The sequence below is a fragment of the Amycolatopsis sp. La24 genome (genome assembly GCF_029087445.1).
Taxonomy (GTDB): Bacteria; Actinomycetota; Actinomycetes; order Mycobacteriales; family Pseudonocardiaceae; genus Amycolatopsis; species Amycolatopsis nivea.
In genome coordinates, this window is record NZ_JARACH010000061.1 from 35,298 (window position 1) to 57,212 (window position 21,915).

Genomic DNA, 21,915 nt, shown 5'->3' on the forward strand with positions numbered 1-21,915 from the left:
GTCAGCGCACGATGCGCAGGTGGCGCCCGGTGAGCTGGTCGAGCCGGCGATTGGCGTCCTCGGCGGAAAATGCGTGCGGGTCGAAGTCGCCGGGCGAAGCCAAACCGAGCCATCCGAGCATGTCCTCGTGCCCGTCGTCGCCCGGATCGGCCAGTATCGCCTTCAGCTCCTGGTAGCCGTACGGGCCGCCGCAGTCCTCCGGCGGACACGCCCCTTTGCCGACGGTGCAGATCGCACCGGTCGTTCCGGCTTCGGCAGGCAGGATTTCCTCCAGGGTGAGGTCGTGTTCCCAGCCGTCGCCGAAGTCGTAGGTGTAGCCCAGCCGGTCGCCTGCCTCGGTCAGCAGCTGGGACAGGCGCACCGCCCGCTCGTCCGCGTGGCCGAGATCCGGGTCGGGCATTCCGTACTCGGCATCGCCCGCGGAGAACACGTGCAGATGGCAGTTCTCCCAGCCCATCGCGGTCTGGATCACCTCGTGCACCTGGCCGAGGTCGAGATCGGCCGGCACCTCCAGGCGTCGCCACACCGGCGGGTGCGTCACGTCGCGCAGGGCGAGTTTGATCCGGTAACGGGCGTCAGGGCGCATCGCGGCGGCCGGTGGCGGCGCGCCCGTCCGGACGAGCGCGTCTGGTGGACTGTCGCGCCGTCTGGCCATCGGGGGGACCGGAAGCAACTTGACCAGCCGGTCGGCTGCCGGATGGCCAGTGCCGGCCAGCAGCGGCAGGATTTCCGCCAGTTCCGCTCCCACCTGGTCCTGGAACAGGCCGGACAGCGTGTGCGGGGACAGATCGGGTGCCAGCGTGTCCTGCAGGATGCCGAGTGCGTCCACGGCGGTCCAGGCCAGATCGTTCTCGGCAGGCTCCGTGCCGTCCTGCTCGGCGAGCCAGATCCGCGCGTAGGCGCCGAACCCTTCCCTGCCCGCCCACTCCCGCCAAGCCGGGGCCGCGTCCGGGCCGCATGTGCGAGCCAGCTCCAGCGCGGCGGGCCGCTGCGGCCCCGAGGAGGATTCGCCGGCCGCGATCAGTTCAGCCGCGGCCTCGGCCGGCGAACGGGCGGACAGCCAGGGCCGCGCCAGCAGCGCGGCCATCCGGTCCGGCAGCGCGACGACCGCATTCACCAGCGTGGCGGCATCGGCTCCGGCCGCGGGGGCGTTCCGGCGGAACAGGAAATCGGTGAACCAATGTCCCAGCGGGGTCAGTTCGGCGGTTTCGCCGTGCAGGACAGCGAGACCGAACTCGGCGAGGGCTTCGACGATCTCGCTGCCGTCTTCCGTCGTGCCTGCCAGGTCATCGTGCAGGCCGGCCGCCCGCTCGCAAGACGGGCAAGTACAGCCCGGTGCGACGTCGGCGGCGAGGACCCCCGCGATGTCCTCGCTCAGGTCGTCCAGCGAGATCGCGCCGTCCCGCTCGTACAGCACGGCCAACCCGTCCAGAACCTCCGGATCGGGCTCGCCCGCCTCACCGGCCAGCCCGAAACACTCCATCGTGCACCGGGTCCAGACGGTCAGCACCTCGTCCGCGGTCCCCTTGGCCCAGGTCTCCAGCGCGGCGCCTGCCGTCGCGCGACCACGTTCCACCTCGACGAATCCGGCCGCCGACGCGGCGAACCACGCCATCATCAGTTGCCCGATGTCCAGTGCGCTGCGGGGCTTGCGGGTCGTCAGTTCGATCCCGAGCAGGTCGCACGCCTCGACGGCGGCAGCGGGCCTGAGCACTCCGCGAGCGGTCAGCGGCCGACCGGGCCCGACCCATTCGGCCAGCTTCGCCGCCTCGGCGAGCGCGGGGCAGTTTCGCGCCGCCGACGCGAGCTCTTCGGGCGAGAAAATTGGCTCTCGTCCCTCCGCACGGGATTGCATGGAAGCACCCTAGGGGAGGCGGTCACCAGCGAAACGGCAGGCGCGGTCCCGTGAAACGCAAGCGGCCGGTCCCGCACGGGTGGCGGAACCGGCCGCTTGTTCGCGATGCCGGCCGGCAGACGGCCCGAGGTGGACCGACAGCAGGCGTTTACCAGGTCAAACCCGGTCTTGCATCACACGTCGTAGTACAGCGAGAACTCGTACGGGTGCGGACGAAGCCGCAGCGGGTCGATTTCGTTCTCGCGCTTGTACTGGATCCACGTCTCGATCACGTCGGGCGTGAAGACGCCGCCCTCGAGCAGGTAGTCGTGGTCCTGCTCCAGGGTGTCCAGCACGGTGCCCAGGTCGCCCGGGACCAGCTTGACGTTCTTGGCCTCCTCGGGCGGCAGCTCGTAGAGGTCCTTGTCGATCGGCTCCGGCGGTTCGATCTTGTTCTTGATGCCGTCGAGCCCGGCCATCATCATCGCGGAGAACGCGAGGTACGGGTTGCCCGACGAGTCCGGGCAGCGGAACTCGGCGCGCTTGGCCTTCGCGTTGTTGCCGGTGATCGGGATGCGGACGCACGCGGAGCGGTTGCGCTGCGAGTACACCAGCGAAACCGGGGCCTCGAAGCCCGGCACCAGGCGGTGGTAGGAGTTCACCGTCGGGTTGGTGAACGCCAGCAGGCTCGGCGCGTGCTTGAGCAGGCCGCCGATGTAGTGCCGCGCCGTGTCGGACAGGCCCGCGTAGCCGGACTCGTCGTGGAACAGCGGCTGGCCGTCCTTCCACAGCGACTGGTGGCAGTGCATGCCCGAGCCGTTGTCGCCGGCGAGCGGCTTCGGCATGAACGTCGCGGTCTTGCCCGCGGCGAACACGGTGTTCTTCACGATGTACTTGAACAGCTGCAGGTCATCGGCAGCGTGCAGCAGCGTGTTGAACTTGTAGTTGATCTCCGTCTGGCCGGCGGTGCCCACCTCGTGGTGCGCGCGCTCGATCTCGAAGCCGGAGTTCGTCAGCGTGCGGACGATGTCGTCGCGCAGGTCGGCGAAGTGGTCGACCGGCGGGACGGGGAAGTACCCGCCCTTGAACTTCGTCTTGTAGCCCTGGTTCCCGCCCTCGGTGTCGGCGCCGGTGTTCCACCAGCCCTCGACCGAGTCGATCTCGTGGAACGACAGGTGCTCGGCGTCCTCGAAGCGGACCGAGTCGAAGATGTAGAACTCCGCCTCGGGGCCGAAGAAGACGTTGTCGGCGACGCCGTACTCCGCGATGTACTGCTCGGCCTTGCGCGCGATGTTGCGCGGGTCGCGGCTGTAGGCCTCGCGGGTGAACGGGTCGTGCACGAAGAAGTTCAGCGAGAGCGTCTTCGCCTTGCGGAACGGGTCGATCCGCGCCGTCTCGGGGTCCGGCAGCAGCAGCATGTCGGACTCGTGGATCGACTGGAAGCCGCGCACCGAGGAGCCGTCGAAGGCGAGACCCTCTTCGTACGCCTCCAGGTCGAACGCCTTGGCCGGCACCGTGAAGTGCTGCATGACGCCCGGCAGGTCGCAGAACCTGACGTCGATCGACTCGACCTTCTCGTCGGCGATGAGGCGCTGAATGTCGTCTGGAGTAGTGGGCACCCTCGGTGACTCCTTCTCGTTCGTTACCGGCGGCTGTACTCTCTTCGGCTCACGCTAAGAGGGCGGTGTTGCCCGACCGTCACCCGAATGTTTCGCGGGTGTTAACGGGCCGCCGTCACTGCCCAGTCGACCAGGCCGGATGTGGTCCGCGCCACCGGCATACCCTGGACGGGTGGCGAGATGGACGGGTGAATGGCTGCCGGGCACGGGCGACGGCTCCACCGCGGCGGGCCCGCGCGAGGCCCCGAAATGGCGCGGCGAGTCGATGGGCCTGCCCGAATCGGGCGTCGGCGCGGTCGCGGGCGGCGGCCCGCGCTTCCTCGCGCTCGTGCTCGACCTGGTGCTCGCCTCCCTGATCACGGCCCTGTTCGTGCGCTACGACCTGCAGAACGCCGCCGCGATGCAGACGTTCAACCTCTGGGCGGGCGCGGTCTGGGCGGTCATTACGGTCATCCCGGTCACGTTCTTCGGCTTCACCCCCGGCATGGCGGCCCTCGGCATCCGGGTGGCGCGCCTGGACGGGGCGGCGATGGTCGGCGCGTGGCGCGCGCTGGTGCGGATGGTGCTCACGGTGCTGCTGCTCCCGCCGCTGGTGCGCAACGCCGACGGCCGCAACTGGCTCGACCGCGTCACCAACACCGTCGTCATCCGGATGCGCTGACCCCTGGACGCGAAGAACCCCCGGCCGCGGCGGACCGGGGGTTCTCGACTACCAAGCGTCAGCGACGGCGGATGGTGCGCTGCACGTTCCGCATCTTCGCGCCCGCGGGCATCGGGCCCTTCGGCATCGCGGCGCCGCGCGAGCCGAGCGCGGCCAGCTTCGCCTCGAGGGCGTCGATCTGGGCCGGCTTGAGGTTGCGCGGCAGCTTCGTCAGGTGCGACTGCAGCTTCTTGAGGGGGACCTGCTTCTCCTCGTGCCCGATCGTCACGTCGTAGATCGGGGTGTCGCCGACCAGCCGCGACACGCGCTTCTTCTCCTGCGCGAGCAGGCTCTTCACCCGGTGCGGCGCGCCTTCGGCCACGAGGATCACGCCGGGGTGGCCGAGCACGCGGTGGACGGCGTCGAGCTGGGTCGTCGCGGCGACGGTCGGCGTGACCTTCCACTTGCCGCGCATGTTCTCCAGCGCCCAGGCTCCCGCGCCGGGCTGGCCGTCGGCCTTGCCGTAGACCGTGCGCTGCACGCGCCTGCCGAAGATGATCACGGCGAGCAGGATGCCGAGCACGATGCCCAGCGGCAGCAGCGTCCACTGGATGCCGAAGATGAGCCCGATGCAAAACAGCACACCGGCGACGACCACGATCGAACCGGCCATCCAGGGGATGAGCATCGGGTCTTCGCGGCGCTGCATCTTGAACGCCTCGAACAGCTGCCCGCGCCGGGCCTTGCTCGCAGCGCGCTTTTCCCGCTTGGCCTGCTTGGCCGCTTCCTTGTCCTGCTTGCCCGCCATATGACCAGGATACGGCCGCGTGCCCGGCCGGGAATCCGTCGGCCCCCTCTGCGAGGATCGCGGGGTGGCCATCGCATCGTCTCCCCAGAGCCGGCAGAGCCGCGCGAGCCTGCTCGACGGGCTTGATCCCGAGCAGCGCGCCGCCGCGGCGGCCCCCCGCGGCCCGGTGTGCGTCCTCGCCGGCGCGGGCACCGGAAAGACCCGGACGATCACGCACCGCATCGCCCACCTGGTCCGATCGGGCCATGTCGCGGCCGGACAGGTACTGGCCGTCACCTTCACGACGCGAGCGGCGGGGGAGATGCGCACCCGGCTGCGCGGCCTCGGGGTCGACGCGGCGCAGGCGCTGACGTTCCACGCCGCCGCCCGCCGTCAGCTCCGCTACTTCTGGCCGCGCGTCGTCGGCGACCGGCCGTGGGACCTGATCGACAACAAGTTCCGGCTCGTCGCCCAGGCCGCCCAGCGCGTCCGGCTGAGCACCGAGACCGAGGTGCTGCGCGACCTGGCGAGCGAGATCGAGTGGAGCAAGGCGTCGCTCGTCTCGCCGGACGACTACCCGACGGTCGCCGCGCGGATGCAGCGCGACACCCCCGCGCCGGTCGCGCAGGTCGCCGAGGTCTACCGCTGGTACGAGGAGCTGAAGACGAACGCGCAGGTCCTCGACTTCGACGACCTGCTCCTGCAGACCACCGCGGTGCTGGAACGGCACGAGGCGGTCGCGACCGAGTTCCGCGACCGGTACCGCTGCTTCGTGGTCGACGAGTACCAGGACGTCACGCCGCTGCAGCAGCGGCTGCTCGACGCGTGGCTCGGCGGCCGCGACGACCTCACCGTCGTCGGCGACGCCAACCAGACCATCTACTCCTTCGGCGGCGCCTCGCCGAAGTCGCTGCTGGAGTTCACGCGGCGGTTCCCGGAGGCGACCGTCGTGCGTCTCGAACGCGACTACCGGTCCACGCCGCAGGTCGTCGCGCTCGCGAACCGCGTGATCGGCGCCGCGCGCGGACGTCCGGCCGGGTCGCGGCTGAAGCTCATCGGGCAGCGTCCGGAGGGGCCGGACCCGCGGTTCGCCGAGTACGAGGACGAGGCCGCCGAGGCCAGCGCGGTCGCGCGGCGGGTCCGCGAACTGCTCGACGCGGACGTGCCGGCGAGCGAGATCGCGATCCTGTTCCGGGTGAACGCGCAGTCCGAGGCGTATGAGCAGGCGCTCACCGAAGCCGGGATCCCATACCTGGTCCGCGGCGGCGAGCGGTTCTTCCAGCGCACCGAGGTACGGCAGGCGATGGCGGCGCTGCGCACGGCGTCGATGGAACCGACCTCGTTGGAGCTGGTCACCGCGGTGCGCTCGGTGCTCGCGCGGGTCGGGCTCACCGAGCAGCCGCCGTCGGGCGGAGCGGCGAAGGAGCGATGGGACGCGCTGCTCGCGCTGGTGGAGCTGGCCGAGGAGCTGGCGGCGGCGGTCGAGGACGCGGATTTGCCACGCTTCGTCGCGGAGCTCGAACAGCGCGCGGCGGCGCAGCACCCGCCGACCGTCGAGGGCGTCACGCTCGCCTCGCTACACGCGGCGAAGGGGCTCGAGTGGGACGCGGTGTTCCTCGTCGGGCTGTCCGAGGGCACGATGCCGATCTTGCACGCGGACGGCGACGACGCCGCGATCGAAGAGGAACGACGGCTGTTCTACGTCGGCGTCACGCGGGCTCGGGAGCACCTGTCGCTGTCGTGGTCGCTGTCGCGTGGGCAGGGCAGGGGACGCAACCGGCGCCGCTCGCGGTTCCTGTACGGGCTGATCCCGGAGGACCACCCGGCGGCGCGCATCGCCCGATCGCAGCAGACGGCGAAGCCTGGCTCGAACGTCGCCCGCTGCCGGCTGTGCGGCGGTCCGCTGGTGCAGACCATGGAGGTCAAGCTCGGCCGGTGCGGGAAGTGCCCGTCCACAGTGGATGAGGATCTGCTGGAGAAGCTGAAGACGTGGCGCGGGGAGCGTTCGCGGGAGCTGAAGGTCCCGGCGTTCGTCGTGTTCACTGACGCGACGCTGATGGCGATCGCCGAACAACGGCCGACCGACGACGGCGCGCTGGTGTCGATCTCCGGGATCGGCGCGACGAAGCTCGAGCGGTTCGGCGCCGAGGTGCTCGACGTGGTCCGGTCGTCGATGCGATCTTGACCGCGTCTTCGCGGTGATCGATGCGGCGAACCTGCAGCTCGGAGGCGATCTTCAGCTTTTCGGCAGAGATTTGGGAAAATAAGTTGCCCCGGTTGCGCCGGGGCGCATAACCTGCGTAGGCACCCGGGCGAGAGCCCGGTCTGGGGAAGAACACACGACGGCTGCCGCTTCGAGCGGCGCAGTCCGAGAGAGAAAGGCGGTGCCGGTGAAATGATCAGCAATCTGATGCAGACGAACCCTGGCACCGGTCTGTCTCTCTGCATGACCGTTGACGCCCCGCGCCAGGGCACCGGTGTGTCCACGTTCGCGCACATCGACGGAACGCGTCGTCACATCGACGGATTGCGTCGCATCGAGCGCAACGGGGCCCCGGTCGGCATCACTCTCGCGAGCGCCGCCGTTGTTGCCGCGTACCCGCAGGTTGATGTCGATCTGCCGACCATCAAGCAGTTCCGTGTTCCGTTGTCGATACGGGAGCGAAGTTTCTGACCTGACGTCAGGACTCAAGGCTCACGAAGGCCGCGGAACCGGTAACCGGATCCGCGGCCTTCGTGTTTTTTTGGCTGCACAACAAGAAGGAACAAGTTGTCCAGTTCGATCGCCCACCGCCACACCACCACCGCATCGCAAAGGAGCACGGAAATGTCATCCGCCATCGCCCTCGCCGAGGGCCCCTTAGCCGAAGGGTTCGACATCGGCGACCTGCTCGAAGGGGTCGCCGAGCCGGAACTCCCCTGCCGCTCGCGAGACGCGGACCTCTGGTTCGCCGAATCGCCCGCGGAACTCGAGCGGGCCAAGGCGTTCTGCGCCGCCTGCCCGGTCCGCGAGGCCTGCCTCGCGGGTGCCCTCGCCCGGCGTGAGCCGTGGGGTGTCTGGGGAGGGGAGATCTTCGAGCGCGGCGCGGTGATCGCACGCAAGCGGCCCCGTGGCCGTCCGCGCAAGAACGCCGCCCTCGAACCCGCCGCAGCAGCACGGAGCGCAGCCGCATGACCGTCGACCTCATCACCACGCGCGATTTCGAGGCCCGCACCGGAAAACCGGTCCGCGTTCAGCCGAAACCCAAGCAGAACAAGTCTCAGGAGACCACGAAGATGTTGCTTCACGAAGAACTGTCCCGAGCGCGAATACGCGACCTGATAACCGAACACGAAGCCCAACGCCCGTGGCGCCAAGCGCGAGCTGCGCGCCGCTGGTCGCGGGTAGCCCGCTGGGCGGCCAGCCGAGCGGAGCGTTACCAACCACCCAATTAATACGGACGGCCTGGTCAGGCAAGCCCGAGCTTCGGCCCGGCTCCTTGCCTGACCGGCCGCTTCGTGCCGGAGCCCCGTCTTCATGCGGGTGCCCCGGCGCGCCGCCATGTCCGGGAAGCCTGGTGCCCGCCTCCATTCGCGAGCTCCGGCATCCCGCCTTGTCCGGGAGCTCCGGTGTCCACTTCCGGGAGCCTCGGCGGCCCGCCTTCGTCCGGGTGCCCCGGTGTCCGCTTCCGGGAGCCCCGGTGGTCTGCCTTCGTCCGGGTGCCCGGGTGCCCGCTTCCGGGAGCCTCGGTGGTCTGCCTTCGTCCGGGTGCCCGGTGCCCGCCGCCAGGATTGCCTCCATTCCTGCCCGGCGGGCCCCAGTCGCCCGGACCCCGACCTCGCCGATTTCGGCTGCCCTGCCTCAGGCCGGGCAGCGCAGGTCCTTGTCGCCTGATCACCCAGCAGTTGGGTGATCAGGCGACCCGTGACGTGCGACCGGTTCCGCCGCGATCTCTTCGCTGAAACGAGCCTGGAAGGTCCGTCGGGGGACAGTCCAGGCTCGTTCTCGCGCGCGGACCGGTGTTCAATGACCCCGTGTCCGGACATACGCACGACCACATCGACTGGGCTGACCGGCTGGTTCTCCTCCGCGCAGCCGACACTCTCGACGCTCCCGCCCACGCCGCCATCGCCGCATGTCTGGTGGCAAAACTCCCCGCCAACCCGACGGTAATCGACCTCGGCTGCGGAGCCGGTGGGATGAGCACCCACTTCGCCCAAGCCCTGGCCACCCAAAGCGCCGGCACGATCATCCTGGTCGACGCGACACCTGAATTGCTCCACGAGGCCGAGCGCGCCGTACGTGCCGCCGCGCAGGCCAACCGCAGGGACGGCTCAACGCAGACGCGCAACGGCCGAGTGCCCGACGGCAGCGCTGCGCCCTCGAACGGCCATCTCACAGCAGCCGAGGACACCGCGCCGACCGTCGAGGTTCGCGCGATAGTCGCCGACCTGGCCGACGATGCCCTGCCCGATTTGCTGCCTGCCGCGGATCTCGTATGGGCATCGCGCGTCGTGCATCATCTTCCGGACCAGCAGGCCGCAATCGGCACGCTTACCGCGGTCGCGCGGGCTGGCGGCGTGGTCGCACTGGCTGAGGGTGGGTTGTCTTTTTCTTGCCTCCCTTGGGATCTAGGACTCGGACGGCCCGGCCTGGAGGACCGGTTGCAGGCCGCGCAGGCGGAATGGTTCGTCGGAATGCGCGAGGGCATCGACGGCGCAGTGCCGATGCCCTACGGCTGGCCGCTCGCGCTCGAATGCGCCGGACTCGCTGACGTCAGCTCCTTCAGCGCACTGGTGGACCACCCTGCACCTGGCCCGGACGGTCTCGCTGATTACGTGCACCACCACCTTTCCCGTCTCGCAACGCACGGTGCCGACCATCTCTCTGACGAAGACCGCGCGACGCTGGCGTCTCTGCTCGATCCGGACAGCGCCCACTACCTCGGCCATCGCCGCGACCTCTACCTGCTCGGTGCCCGCACCGTGCATTACGGACGCCGACCGTGACCGCGCCTGACCCCACGTGCTCGCGGTGCGGCCGAGTACGTTCCGCCGAAACCGATCCGCTCGCGACTCTGGCCTGGGTGAGCACCAAGGAAAACGGGCAACAGCGCTGGCTCTGTCCGGACTGCGCGCGCAACCACGTCCGGGACATCGAAGGCAAGCTGCCCGACGAGTACTGGTGACTGGACCGCGTGACGAGCGTTCGTGCCCGAGTCGCGCGTAACCATGTTCGGAGCGTTTAGGCAAGCCTCCTGCCGAGTACCGGTAATCGGCGTACGTGTTCGGGCGTCAGGTTCGGGTCATGCGGCATTTCCTGTCTTGTAGACGGCGCGCACTTTCGGGCGGGGCGTGCGTGCAGCGTGGCGGTAGGCGTTGAGGAGTTCTGTGCTCATCTCCTCTGGGGATTCCCGGAGTTGTCGTGGGGTGCACCGAAACAGCACTGTGCCGGTCGCGGCTAAAGCCAGGTGGCTGAAGTCTTCTGGGCCCGCGGCGGTGCGGTAGCGCCAGGCCAAGCCGATCTCGTCCCACCAAGCGTCTGCGGTGCCGAGGCGGCGGCCGCGGCGGTCGCAGACTGCGACGTTCCATTGCGGGGTAGGCAGCGGGGTTCGTTGGAGGACCCGGAGTGCTTGCCCGTGCGCGAAGGTTTCTTGGTCGTCGAGGTTGCGCAGGACATTGCGTACGGCAGCTGAACCGCGCTGGTTTCCGGTGTTCAGTTCGGTCGTCAACTCGGCGCGGTCGGCCAGGCCCCAATACAGCGGTAGCGACACCAGCCTGGCGATCTCGTCCGGATCGTTCTCTCGCCGGGCCAGGTCGAGGGCGGCGCGGGCGGCGCTTGCGTAGGGCAGGCCGTCGATCTGGATTGCTTTGGGCATTCGTGCGGTGCGGTAGGTGATGACGCTCGGTTCGTTGGCCGGCCTTCGGTTGTGTGGCACCAAAAGATGGATTTCCGGAGTCCGCGGATGGCTGATTCCGTGTGCGCACAACGCATCCGTGCCGGTGATGATGGTTCCACGTCCGTACCGGGCGACGGCTGCGTGCAGGAGTTCCTCGCGGCTCGGAGGTTTGTCGTGCACGAGATATACGCCGGAATACACCTGTCGCCACGGCCCGCCCGGGCCGGAGAGCTGTGCGGCTCTTCGGTCGGAAATTCCGGCGACGCGCAGGTGCCGTCTGTGGAGTACGCCGTGGGAAACCAGATCGCCGAAAGCGAGGGAGTCAGTGCTTGTTGTAGTCGTCATACATCGAGAATGACGCCTTGATCAACTCCGCGAAACCACCCTGCGCAATCTGTGGACAACTCGGTGTTGTCGCCCTGCCTTGTGGATAACTCAGGCGGCGAATCCCGGCTGCCACCGTTCCACGATGCCGCGAGCGGGGATCTCGGCGTCGAGCTGGCAGAGGATGCCCGTCGAGCCGGCGGTGACCCGGTGGATCATCAGGTATTCCGGCGGCAGGTTCAGCGAGCGGCCGACGTGGAAGTCGTTGCCGCGCGAGTCGCCGACGCGGCCCGCCTGTCGCTGCATCCAGCGGCGCGTGAAGTGGAACGTCGGCTCGGCCAGCGGCTCGGTGAACGGCGCGAGATAGGCCAGGACCTCGTCCGCTTCCAGCGACGAATCCGCCCGCACGAAACGGTTCTCGCGCAGCAGCCGCATCAGTTCGTCGGAGTGGCCGTCCAGGGCGAGCCGCGTGATTTCGCCCAGGTGGCGCGGAATTCCGTGCGGCAGTTTCGCGACGCCGCCGAAGTCGATCACGCACAGCCTGCCGTCGCTGGTGAGCATGAAGTTGCCGGGGTGCGGGTCGGAATGCAGCAGATGTGCCCGCGCCGGCGACGAGTAATGGAACTCCGCGAGCAGCCGCCCGGCCAGGTTGCGGGTGGCCGGGTCGCCGTCCGAGATGATCTTGGCCAGCGGCGTGCCGGTGGCCCACTCGCTGACCACGACCTTCGGCGCGCTCGCCACGACGCGCGGGATCAGGAATTCGGGGTCGCCCTCGAACGCCTTCGCGAACGCGCGCTGGTTGTCGGCTTCGGCGAGGTAGTCGAGCTCCTCGTCCATTCGCTCGGCCAGCTCCGTGAGCAGCGGCTTCACGTCGGTGCCTGGGATGAAAGCCTGGAACAGCCTGCTGAAGCGCTGCAGCTGACGCAGGTCGCTACGCAGCGCCTCGTCCGCGCCCGGGTACTGGACCTTGACCGCGACCTCGCGACCGTCGTGCCAGGTCGCGCGGTGCACCTGGCCGATGCTCGCCGCGGCGGCGGGCTCGTCGTCGAAGTGCGAGAACCGGCCGACCCACGACCTGCCCAGCTGCTCGGCGAGCACGCGGTGGGTCTGCCTGGCTGGCATCGGCGGAGCGGCCGACTGCAGCTTCGTGAGCGCTTCCCGGTACGGCTGCGCCATGTCGTCCGGCACCGCGGCCTCGAACACGCTCAGCGCCTGCCCGAACTTCATCGCGCCGCCCTTGAGCGTGCCCAGCACCTCGAACAGCTGCTCAGCGGCCTTGGCCGAGAGCGTCGCGCTAACCTGCTCAGCGCTCTGCCCCGCCAGCCGCTTGCCCCAGCCGCCCACCGCTCGTCCGGCGATGCCGAGCGGAAGGCTCGCCAGCTTCGCGGTACGGGCAGCGCCGCGGCGCGGCATGGCGGAATCGCGGTCTCCGGCGCGGTCGCGAAAGTCGGTCACTCTGCGATTCTGCCTTGGCAAGCACGACGCTCGCAGCCCGCTGACGGCACCCAGGTGTGTCCTACGTCTCTTGCAGCACCTCCTCGGAAGCCTCCTCCGCCGCTTCGAGAGCGTCCTCGACGGGAACTGGCGCACCGCAGCCGCAGTCCGGGTGCGGTTCCCAGATCCGGCGGTGGAGTTTTCCGTCGAAGTTGTCGATCTCGAGCGTGGCGTTCCAGGCCGGCGGCGGGGTTTCGCTCGGCGACAGCAGCCGCATCGCTTGAGCGACGGCGAGCGAGGCGCACGCCTGCACAGCACCGAGATCAGCCCTGGGTATCCGGCCGACCAGTTGCGTCGCGATCCTCGGCCACGACAGATCCGCGTCGGTCCGATGCAGGTCACAGCAGCGGAGGCAGGCGCTGCGGCCAGGAACCACGAGCGGCCCGACGATGCCCGTGCCCTCGCACACCCGGACTGGCAGGTGCGCGGTGCCCGAATCGACCAGCTCGGCTACCTCCTCCGGTGGCGGGACGAGGGTGTCGGTGAGCAGCACGAGGTCGGGGAGGCGGCGCTGGTTGCGAGCGGTGGTGACGTCGGGCGCGACCCGGGCGACGACGTTCCGTATCGCGCGTTGCCTGGGTTGGCCCAGCTCTGCGGGGGTGAACCCGGAACCGAGATCGGCCTCGGAGACCGTGCCGGACGCACGGATGTCGAGGTGCCCGACTCCGGACGTCGCGAGCAGCGCGGCGACTGCCACGGCGATGCGTCCGCTGCCGTGGACCGCGATGAGGCTCTGCCAGCGACGATCCGTGAGAGCTGGCTGGTAGTGCCGGGCACGCAGCGACCACAAGCCCGTCTCGACCCGTTTCGCCTCCTTCTTCGCCGCTTCGGTGACCAACCCGAGCGCGGACAGCTGTTTCAGCAGCAGATGGAACTGGTCCCGGTGTTCGCCTACAGCGAGCAGGACGTCCTCGAGCCCACGCCGTCCGTCGAGCCTGCGGACGCTGTCGACGATCGCCGGGGGCAGGCCGTTGGCGATGATGCCGTGGCGGCGGTCGAGGCCGAACTGGATCTCGTTGTCGTCGCGTTCGAGCACGTGGAGGCCCGGAAGCAACGTCGGGTACGCCGGGAGGAGCACGTCCGGCGGCGGAACACTGGACAGGGTCATGCGGTCAGCTTGGCAGCTCCGGAACGCCACTCGTGGGTGAGAAGCTGAGTTGTCCACAGGGAAATCTAGTTGTGGACAAGTCAGGGCTGTGACCTTTCGGCGCTCCAAGTTGTCGGTGCTGAGCCTTACCGTTGTCGAGTGGTCGAAGCACGGATGTCCTCCCTGAGAGGCAGGGGCGAGAAGGCCCCGTCGGACACTTCTCAACACAAGGTCGAGGTGCGGCGCAGCCAGCGCAGGCACCGGACGGTCACCGCGTACTGGAATGACGACACCCTGGTCGTCCTCATCCCGGCACGGATGACGCGCGAAGAAGAGAAACACTGGGTCGCGGAGATGGAGCGCAGGCTGCTGCGCCCGGGAGGACGGAAGACGGCGCCGCCTAAGACGTCGGACGCGGCGCTGCTGGCGCGCTGCGCGGTGCTCGGGGCGAAGTACCTGGACGGGAAGGCGTTGCCGGCGAGCGTCCGGTGGGTGCCGCCGATGCGCACGAGGTGGGCGTCGTGCACGCCGGTGGACGCCACCATCCGGGTCAGCGAACGGCTCCAGAAGGTGCCGCAATGGGTGCTGGACTACGTGCTGGTCCACGAGCTGGCGCACCTGCGGGAGCCAGGGCATGACCCGGCTTTCTGGGCGCTGGTCAACCGGTATCCGAAGACGGAACGGGCGATGGGGTACCTGGAGGGGCTTTCGGCGGCGGCTGGGTGGGGGATTTCGGAGGAGGACTGAGTCGGTGGCTGGCGTGGCTGGGGCTTGGAGGGGTGGTGCGTGGCTGAGGGCGTCGGCGGAGGGCTTGCCACCAGGTATGGGGGAGTGACCCGCGACCAGGTGTGGGGGGAGTGAGGGGTAGGAGGGCGGCTGGGTGAGTAGTTCGTGGCCGCTGGACTGGCTTGATTGACGGTGGCGGCTGCGTGAGGAGATGGGTCGGCGGAGCAGGTGATGAGGGGGCGGCGGAACGGGCGACGAGATGAGTCGGCGGGACAGGTGACGAACGGCGGGGCAGGTACCGAGGCGGTGCGGCGGGACGGGTGACGAGCCGGGTCGACGAACCGCCACCGCACCCGCCGCGGCGGCGAGGCGGTGCGGCGGAAGCGTCGCGGAGTTCGTCGTGTGGCGGCGTGCCGGGGCTCGTGATCACGCGGTGGGGCGGAACCCGTGGTGAGAGGCGGAGGTCGCGGCAAGAGCGGAGCGCTGGCGGGACAAACGCAGCGCGGACCGTCTCAACTGAGTAAGACGGTCCGCGCTTAACGGCAGTGTGGCCGGGGCGTAAGGCGACCCCAGACGGGAAGCCTTAGGAAGGCGAGTTCCCCTCGTCCTTCTTGCCTTCGTCCTTCGGAGTCTCGCTGCCCTCGTCGGAGGAACCGGCGTCCTTGGCCTCGCCAGCCTCGCGGGCCTCCCGTTCCGCCTTCTCCGTGCGTTCCAGTTCCGCGATCGGGTCCAGGTCAGCGGCGAGAGACGGCGGTTCGGACATCCGGTCGGCGAAGTCCAGGGGCTCGTCCAGGTCGTCGGCGGTCGGCATGAGGTCGGGGTGCGACCAGAGGCCGTCGCGCTTTTCGAGGCCGTGGCGGTCTCCCACGAGCTTCCACAGGGACGACGCGGCGCGCATCCGGCGTGGGCGCAGTTCGAGACCCACCAAGGTGGCGAAGGTCTGCTCGGCCGGGCCGCCGGTCGCGCGGCGGCGGCGCAGGGTTTCGCGCAGGGCCTCGGCTCCCGGGAGACGGTCGCCGATGGCCTCGGCCACCACTACGTCCACCCAGCCTTCCACCAGGGCCAGCAGGGTTTCCAGGCGCTTCAGGGCCGCCTGCTGCTCCGGCGTGGTTTGCGGTTCCAGCAGGCCGGAGGACATCGCTTCTTCGATGCTCGCCGGGTTCGCCGGGTCGATGCTTCCGGCCAGCGACTCGAGTGCGGAGGTGTCGACAGTAATCCCGCGGGCGAACTCCTCGACCGTCGCCAGCAGGCGCTGCCGCAGCCACGGGATGTGCGCGAACAGGCGCTGGTGCGCGGCCTCGCGCGCGGCCAGGAACACCAGTACCTCGCTGGCGGGCAGCTCCAAGCCTTCAGTGAACTTCTCGATGTTCGCCGGGAGCAGCGCCGACGTGGTGGCCTCGCCGAGCGGCAGGCCGACCTCGGTCGAGGTGAGCACTTCCTGCGCGAGCTGCGCCAGCGCGTTGCCGAGCTGGGAGCCGAAGGCCATTCCGCCCATCTGGCCCATCATCGACAGCAGCGGGCCCGCCGCCTGCTTGGCTTCCTCGGGCAGCGCCTGCATCCACGCGCCGGACACCTGCTGCGCCACCGGATCGCACAGTCGCTGCCAGGTCGGCAGCGTCTTCTCGACCCAGGTGCGCGCGGACCACGAGACGGTCGACGTCGCGCCCGCGGGGAGGATCGTCGCCGCGTCGAGCCACAGTTCCGCCAGGTGCGCGGCGTCGCGCACGGCAGTGGCGGAGTCGCCGCCTTCGGACGTGAAGCCGATCTTGGCGTCGTCCCGCCCGCTCAGGTTCTGGAGTGCGATCTGCTTCGCCAGGTCGTAGTTGACCGGCCCGCTCGACGAGCCCGCCTGGCTCAGCATCTGGCCCAGCTGGCTCAGCATCTGCCCGAGCTGGTTGAACGCCTCGGCTCCGCCGGGCTGGCCCGGGTTCGAGGGGTCGTTGTCGCCTCGCTTGTCGGGATCGGGCGGTCCGAAGCCGAACGGGGGATTGCTCATAGCTCCACCGTACGCGGGTGCGACCCGGCTCAGCGCGTCAACCGTGGCCTTCACCGGGAAGCGAACACAGTCACCGTACGCTGTCGCTCGTGACAAAACCGGACGAGGACACCGCGAACCAGTCCCGCCGCGCCGAGCCGTCGCGCGCGCCGGGCCGCAGCGACCGGCGGATGACCCGCCGCGGATGGACGATGCTGGTCAGCGGCGTGCTGTTCCTGGTGTTCGTCGTGGCCGGGTTCCTGGTCCAGGTGCCGTATGTCGCGATCAGCCCCGGGCCCACCTACGACACCCTCGGCCGCGACGCCGCGGGCAACCCGGTGATCCAGGTCAAGGGGCAGCAGACCTACGGCACCAGCGGCGAACTGCGGATGACCACCGTCTCGCTCAACGACGGCATCAACCTCTTCACCGCGCTCGGCCTCTGGGCCAGCGGCCGCTACGCGCTCGCGCCGCGCGAGGAGTACTACAAGCCGGGCGAGACGAACGAGCAGGTCAAGCAGGAGAACATCCAGCAGCTGCAGAACTCGCAGAGCAACGCCCAGGTCGCCGCGCTGCGCCACCTCGGCTACCCGGTGCAGGTCGTCGCGAAGCAGATCGTGTCCGGCAGCCCGGCCGACCACATCCTCGCCCCCGGCGACAAGCTCGTCGCGGTCAACGGCAAGCAGGTGCGCGAGGCGGGCGAGGTCGCCGCCTCCATCGTCAACACCAAGCCGGGGGACACCGTCCAGGTCACCTTCCAGCACCTCGGCCAGCCGGAACGCACCGTGCCGGTCACGCTCGCCCACCGCGACGACCGCACCCAGGGCTTCCTCGGCCTGACCGCCGTCGACCGCGCGGTCGCGCCGTTCTCCGTCGACATCTCGCTGCAGGACGTCGGCGGCCCGTCGGCCGGGCTGATGTTCACCCTCGCGATCATCGACCGGCTCACCCCGCCCGGGAAACCGGGCAGCGACCTCGCGGGCGGCAGGCACATCGCGGGCACCGGCGAGATCAGCGAGACCGGCCAGGTCGGTCCGATCGGCGGCATCTCGTTCAAGGTCGTCGGCGCGAAGGAAGCGGGCGCGACCGATTTCCTCGTCCCCGAGCACAACTGCGCCGAGGCCAAATCGGCCGCGCCGGAAGGCCTCAACCTCATCAAGGTGTCCAACCTCGACGACGCGCTCAAGCAACTGGACAACCTGAAAGCCGGTCGCCCGACCGCGCACTGCTGAACCAAGCGACACGGAAAAGGGCCCGTTGAAGGATCAACGGGCCCTTTGTCGTCGGGAAGGATCAGGGCTGCAGGGTCGTCTTCAGCGCTTCGACCAGGTTCGGCGCGAGGTCCGGGCTTTCCACCAGTTCGTCGACCGCGTTCTCGTCCTCGTTGCCCGGCTGGACGCCGCGAAGCCGCATCACGCAGGCCGCGTCGCCTTCGCGCAGGACCGCGGCCACCAGACGGGCCTCGGTGCGGCGCGGGTGGTCCGCGGCGGCGCGGCGGAGGCTTTCGGCGTCCGCTTCGGCGATGCCTTCGAGTTCCGCCTCCACGTCCGGGGGCAGCACGATGATCTCCTGCGCCAGCGCGCAGCCGACCACGATCTCCGGCCACGCGATGCGGCCGAGCGATTCGGCGAGATCGCCGTCCGGCAGCGCCTCCTGGGCCACCGGCGTCAGCGGGTTCGCCCGGTCGAGCTGACCGGCCAGTTCGGGCTGTTCGTCCAGCAGCGCCGCGGTGGGCACCAGCGCGAACAACTGCGGCGGCTGGTTCCAGCCGGCGGCGGCGACGAACTCTTCGACTTCCCGGGCCAGCCCGGCGACAGGGTGGGCGGCAGACGGCTCACTCGGTGGCATGGCGACCATCGTGTCAGGCGTCCCCGCGACGCGCCGCGCGTGCCCGGTTTGGGCGGTCCCGGGAACTCGCGGCACCATCCGTAGAGTTAGAGGTCACGGGGGACACCGCTGTCCCCGGAGAACGTGTTCACGAAGACAGGAGCATTGCCGTGGCGACTCGGCCCCCGGTGAGCCTGAAGCTGTCCCGGCGCAGCCGGATCCTTCTCATCATCGCCGCGGTGATCGTGCTGGCCCTGCTGGCCGGCGTCCGGTTGCTCGACACTTACGTGGACTGGCTGTGGTTCGGCGAAGTGCAGGCGCGGTCGGTGTTCACCACGCAGGTGGTCACCCGCATCGTGCTCTTCCTCGCGGTAGGGCTGCTGGTCGGCGGCGCGCTGGCGGTCAGCCTGCTCATCGCCTACCGCACGCGCCCGGTGTTCGTGCCGGTGTCCGGTCGCGACGATCCGCTGTCGCGCTACCGCTCGGTGATCGTCAGCCGGATCCGGCTGTTCGGCATCGGCATCCCGGTGCTCACCGGCGTCATCTCGGGAGCCTCGGCGAGCGGGGACTGGCAGACGATCCAGCTGTTCCTCAACGGCACCTCGTTCGGGCAGAAGGACCCCGAGTTCGGCATCGACCTCGGCTTCTACGCCTTCTCCCTGCCGTTCGTGAACTGGCTGCTCGGCTGGCTGTTCGTCACCGTCGTCGTCTCGTTCTTCGGCGCGCTGATCGCGCACTACATCTTCGGCGGCATCCGGCTCGCCGGCCGCGGCGGCCAGCTGGCCGGGCCGACGCGCGCGCAGCTCGCCATCACCGTCGGGCTTTTCGTGCTGCTGAAGGCGGTCGAGTACTTCTTCGACCGGTACAACCTGCTGCTGTCCGACCGGAACATGCCGCTGTTCAACGGCGCCACCTACACCGACCTCAACGCGGTGCTCCCGGCGAAGCTGATCCTGCTGTGCATTTCGGTGATCTGCGCGATCGCCTTCTTCGCGGGCGCGTTCCTGCGGAATCTGCAGCTGCCGGCGATTTCGCTGGTGCTGCTGATCCTGTCCGGCGTGCTGGTCGGCGTCGCCTGGCCGGCGATTCTCGACCAGTTCTCGGTCAAGCCGAACGCGAACGAGAAGGAAGCGACGTCGATCCAGCGCAACATGGACGCGACGCGCGCGGCGTACGGCCTCACCAACGTGAAATACGAGCAGTACCCGGGCAAGACCGAAACCACCGCGGACGCGGTGAAGGCCGACACCGGCACGGTGTCCAACATCCGGCTGCTCGACCCGAACATCCTCAGCGACACCTTCACCCAGCGCGTCGGCCGCGAGAACTTCTACGGCTTCCCGTCCAAGCTGGACATCGACCGGTACACCATCGGCGGCACCACGCAGGACTACATCGTGGCCGCCAAGGAAATGAAGACCGACGGGCTCACCGGGAACCAGAACAACTGGATCAACAAGCACATGGTCTACACGCACGGCAACGGCTTCGTGGCCGCGCCGGCGAACACGATCGACCGTGCGGTGAAGGATTCGAACTCCGACGGCGGCTACCCGATCGCCACCACGAGCGACACGAGCAACCCCACCGGCGCGGGCTCGGTCAACGGCCAGCCGGGCATCAAGGTCGACCAGCCGCGGATCTACTACGGCGAGCTCACCAACCAGTCCGACTACGCGATCGTCGGCGGCACGCCGGGCAAGGCCCCCGGCGAGTACGACACCGACGCCCAGCGCGGCTACCTCTACCAGGGCAAGGGCGGCGTCTCGCTCGACAACTGGTTCAACCGGCTGATGTTCGCCGCCGAGTACCGCGAACCGAAGATCCTCTTCTCCGACGCCATCGGCGACGGCTCGAAGATCATGTACAACCGCGAACCGCGCGACCGCGTCGCGAAGGTGGCCCCGTGGCTCACCCTCGACGGCGATCCGTACCCCGCGGTGGTCAACGGCCGCATCCAGTGGATCGTCGACGGCTACACCACGCTCGACAACTACCCGTACGCCCAGCAGACGCAACTCGGCGAAGCGACCAACGACTCGCTCAACGGCGTCACCAAACAGGCGAACAACTCGATCAACTACATCCGCAACTCAGTGAAGGCGACCGTCGACGCGTTCGACGGCACCGTCAACCTGTACTCGATCGACGACAACGAACCCGTCCTCAAGGCGTGGGAGAAGGTCTTCCCCGGCACGGTCAAGCCGAGCTCCGAGATCTCGCCGGAACTGCGCTCGCACTTCCGCTACCCCGAGGACCTGTTCAAGATCCAGCGCGAACTGCTCGCCCGCTACCACGTCGACAGCCCGCAGGAGTTCTACGCGCAGCAGGCGTTCTGGAGCGTCCCGCAGGACCCGACCGAGGACGGCAGCTCCACCACGGCCGGCGCGAACGTCGCCAACCAGCCCGGGTACTACGTCCTCGCCAACGCGGCGGGCGAAGGCAGGCCGACGTTCCAGCTGACCAGCGCGCTCACCGGTCTGCAACGGCAATACCTTTCCGCCTGGATGTCCATCTCGTCCGATCCGGAGGACTACGGCACCATCCGCGTCCTGCGACTACCCCCGGCCAGCGGTGCCAACCAGGTCGACGGACCCGTCCAGGTGCAAAACCGGTTCCAGAGCGACCCGCGCGTCGCCCAAGACCGGACATTGCTGAACAACCCCAACGTCATTCCCATTTACGGCAACCTGATCACGCTGCCGGTCGCGGACGGATTCCTGTACGTCGAACCCGTCTACATCCGCCAGCGAAACCAGCTGAGCTACCCGCAGCTGGCGCGCGTGCTCGTCTCCTACGGAGCCAAGATCGGCTTCGCGTCCACCCTCAACGAGGCACTCGACCAAGTCTTCGGCAAGGGCACCGGCGCGGCAGCCACCACCCCGAAGGAAGGCGACCCCGGCACCACGACGACCCCGCCGACGTCCAGCACCGCCGCGCCGCCGCCCAGCACCGGCGGCAGCAACCCGGCCATGGACAAGGCCGTCGCCGACATCCAGGCCGCGCTCGCCAAGCTCAAGGCAGCACAGCAATCCGGCAACTTCGCTGACCAAGGCGCGGCACTCTCCGCGCTCGACGCGGCGACCAAGGAGTACAACTCCGCCAAACCGACCACCCCGCCGCCGTCCAACGGGCCGACCTCCCAGCCCGGCGGGTGACCTCGGTTACGTAATAGGCACCTGCTTTGCGCCCCCTCGAAACCAGGGCGTAAGGTAGGTCCTACGACGCGGGGTGGAGCAGCTCGGTAGCTCGCTGGGCTCATAACCCAGAGGTCGCAGGTTCAAATCCTGTCCCCGCTACAGAGATGGGAGACCCGTCTTCGCAAAAAGCGCGAAGGCGGGTCTCTTTCGTCATTGCTCTGGGGGTCGAACCCCCAGACCCCCGCCAGGGGGCACGCCCCCTGGACCCCCGCGTGGGGTTGCGTTGGCTAAGTGGCTTGCGGTTGGTGTGTGTGGTGCTCGGGGGCCTGCGAAAAGGCACCGATTGCCGTCGGAAGCACCACGACTTCCTCGTTACGTGTTGGCTGTGTGGAATATTCCAATGCTCCCAACGGTTTTTGACTCTCTACACCGGACGCGAGTAGAGGTCTAAACCTGTCGAGTTCTGGGGGCGGCTGGTTTGCGGTCTGGGTTTTGGTCTTTGGGTGAGGTTGATCTGGCAGGGGCGGCGCGGGGTGGGGTGTTTTTGCTGGTGAGGGGGTTTTGTGGGGGTGGTGTCGGAGGG

Annotated in this window: 18 protein-coding genes and 1 tRNA gene; 11 read left to right on the forward strand and 8 right to left on the reverse strand. The window is 69.0% G+C overall.

Going from position 1 to position 21,915, the window contains the following annotated elements; translation table 11 throughout:
* Nucleotide 1 precedes the first annotated feature (1 nt).
* Complete coding sequence (locus PUT80_RS37210) at nucleotides 2-1,855, reverse strand: plasmid pRiA4b ORF-3 family protein (RefSeq protein WP_275294921.1); 1,854 nt, start codon at nucleotides 1,853-1,855, stop codon at nucleotides 2-4.
* A gap of 173 nt (nucleotides 1,856-2,028) precedes the next feature.
* Nucleotides 2,029-3,453, reverse strand: coding sequence for a type I glutamate--ammonia ligase (gene glnA, locus PUT80_RS37215; protein ID WP_037818277.1), 1,425 nt, complete (start codon nucleotides 3,451-3,453; stop codon nucleotides 2,029-2,031).
* 172 nt (nucleotides 3,454-3,625) lie between these two features.
* On the opposite strand from glnA, the gene PUT80_RS37220 reads away from it, so the two are divergent.
* Nucleotides 3,626-4,114 (forward strand): RDD family protein, encoded by a 489-nt coding sequence (locus PUT80_RS37220; protein WP_037818278.1) that lies wholly within the window; start codon nucleotides 3,626-3,628, stop codon nucleotides 4,112-4,114.
* A 58-nt stretch (nucleotides 4,115-4,172) separates the two neighbouring features.
* On the opposite strand, the gene PUT80_RS37225 is transcribed toward PUT80_RS37220, so the two are convergent.
* Nucleotides 4,173-4,901 carry a DUF4191 domain-containing protein gene (locus tag PUT80_RS37225; protein WP_037818279.1) on the reverse strand — a complete coding sequence of 243 codons (729 nt, stop codon included), beginning with the start codon at nucleotides 4,899-4,901 and terminating at the stop codon, nucleotides 4,173-4,175.
* A gap of 64 nt (nucleotides 4,902-4,965) precedes the next feature.
* Here PUT80_RS37225 and PUT80_RS37230 point away from each other — a divergent pair, with 64 nt between their 5' ends.
* From PUT80_RS37230 to PUT80_RS37255, 6 genes are all read left to right on the forward strand, one after another.
* A complete protein-coding gene (locus PUT80_RS37230) occupies nucleotides 4,966-7,065 on the forward strand; it encodes an ATP-dependent DNA helicase UvrD2 (protein WP_037818280.1) in 2,100 nt (699 codons plus the stop codon).
* A 210-nt stretch (nucleotides 7,066-7,275) separates the two neighbouring features.
* Nucleotides 7,276-7,554, forward strand: a complete 279-nt coding sequence (locus PUT80_RS37235; protein WP_275294922.1) for a hypothetical protein — start codon at nucleotides 7,276-7,278, stop codon at nucleotides 7,552-7,554.
* Nucleotides 7,555-7,707: 153 nt separating this feature from the next.
* Complete coding sequence (locus tag PUT80_RS37240; protein ID WP_037818282.1) at nucleotides 7,708-8,055, forward strand: WhiB family transcriptional regulator; 348 nt, start codon at nucleotides 7,708-7,710, stop codon at nucleotides 8,053-8,055.
* Entirely contained in the window at nucleotides 8,052-8,315 is a 264-nt protein-coding gene (locus PUT80_RS37245; protein WP_037818283.1) for a hypothetical protein, read from the forward strand. The genes PUT80_RS37240 and PUT80_RS37245 overlap by 4 nt, the downstream gene beginning before the upstream one ends.
* Before the next feature lie 579 nt (nucleotides 8,316-8,894).
* On the forward strand, nucleotides 8,895-9,869 hold the full coding sequence (locus PUT80_RS37250; protein WP_275294923.1) for a methyltransferase: 975 nt from the start codon (nucleotides 8,895-8,897) through the stop codon (nucleotides 9,867-9,869).
* Nucleotides 9,866-10,048 carry a hypothetical protein gene (locus PUT80_RS37255; protein WP_275294924.1) on the forward strand — a complete coding sequence of 61 codons (183 nt, stop codon included), beginning with the start codon at nucleotides 9,866-9,868 and terminating at the stop codon, nucleotides 10,046-10,048. Before PUT80_RS37250 ends, PUT80_RS37255 begins: the two co-directional genes overlap by 4 nt.
* 117 nt (nucleotides 10,049-10,165) lie before the next feature.
* Here PUT80_RS37255 and PUT80_RS37260 read toward each other — a convergent pair whose 3' ends face one another.
* The 3 genes from PUT80_RS37260 to PUT80_RS37270 all read right to left on the reverse strand — a co-directional run bounded on the left by PUT80_RS37260 (nucleotide 10,166) and on the right by PUT80_RS37270 (nucleotide 13,685).
* Complete coding sequence (locus PUT80_RS37260) at nucleotides 10,166-11,104, reverse strand: hypothetical protein (protein ID WP_134669701.1); 939 nt, start codon at nucleotides 11,102-11,104, stop codon at nucleotides 10,166-10,168.
* Between the two features lie 90 nt (nucleotides 11,105-11,194).
* Nucleotides 11,195-12,538: an AarF/ABC1/UbiB kinase family protein gene (locus PUT80_RS37265; protein WP_134732809.1), complete on the reverse strand. Its 1,344-nt coding sequence runs from the start codon at nucleotides 12,536-12,538 to the stop codon at nucleotides 11,195-11,197.
* Between the two features lie 61 nt (nucleotides 12,539-12,599).
* Nucleotides 12,600-13,685, reverse strand: a complete 1,086-nt coding sequence (locus PUT80_RS37270; protein ID WP_275294925.1) for a ThiF family adenylyltransferase — start codon at nucleotides 13,683-13,685, stop codon at nucleotides 12,600-12,602.
* A 216-nt stretch (nucleotides 13,686-13,901) separates the two neighbouring features.
* Between PUT80_RS37270 and PUT80_RS37275 the strand changes: the two genes are divergently transcribed.
* A complete protein-coding gene (locus PUT80_RS37275; protein WP_037818287.1) occupies nucleotides 13,902-14,411 on the forward strand; it encodes a M48 family metallopeptidase in 510 nt (169 codons plus the stop codon).
* 562 nt (nucleotides 14,412-14,973) lie between these two features.
* On the opposite strand, the gene PUT80_RS37280 is transcribed toward PUT80_RS37275, so the two are convergent.
* Nucleotides 14,974-16,386: a zinc-dependent metalloprotease gene (locus tag PUT80_RS37280; protein ID WP_275294926.1), complete on the reverse strand. Its 1,413-nt coding sequence runs from the start codon at nucleotides 16,384-16,386 to the stop codon at nucleotides 14,974-14,976.
* Between the two features lie 89 nt (nucleotides 16,387-16,475).
* Here PUT80_RS37280 and PUT80_RS37285 point away from each other — a divergent pair, with 89 nt between their 5' ends.
* A complete protein-coding gene (locus PUT80_RS37285) occupies nucleotides 16,476-17,597 on the forward strand; it encodes a PDZ domain-containing protein (protein WP_043832314.1) in 1,122 nt (373 codons plus the stop codon).
* Between the two features lie 61 nt (nucleotides 17,598-17,658).
* On the opposite strand, the gene PUT80_RS37290 is transcribed toward PUT80_RS37285, so the two are convergent.
* Entirely contained in the window at nucleotides 17,659-18,213 is a 555-nt protein-coding gene (locus PUT80_RS37290) for a PPA1309 family protein (protein WP_037818414.1), read from the reverse strand.
* Nucleotides 18,214-18,380: 167 nt separating this feature from the next.
* On the opposite strand from PUT80_RS37290, the gene PUT80_RS37295 reads away from it, so the two are divergent.
* A complete protein-coding gene (locus tag PUT80_RS37295) occupies nucleotides 18,381-21,350 on the forward strand; it encodes a UPF0182 family protein (RefSeq protein WP_275294927.1) in 2,970 nt (989 codons plus the stop codon).
* Nucleotides 21,351-21,417: 67 nt separating this feature from the next.
* A tRNA-Met gene (locus tag PUT80_RS37300) sits at nucleotides 21,418-21,491 on the forward strand.
* The last annotated feature ends 424 nt before the right edge of the window (nucleotides 21,492-21,915 follow it).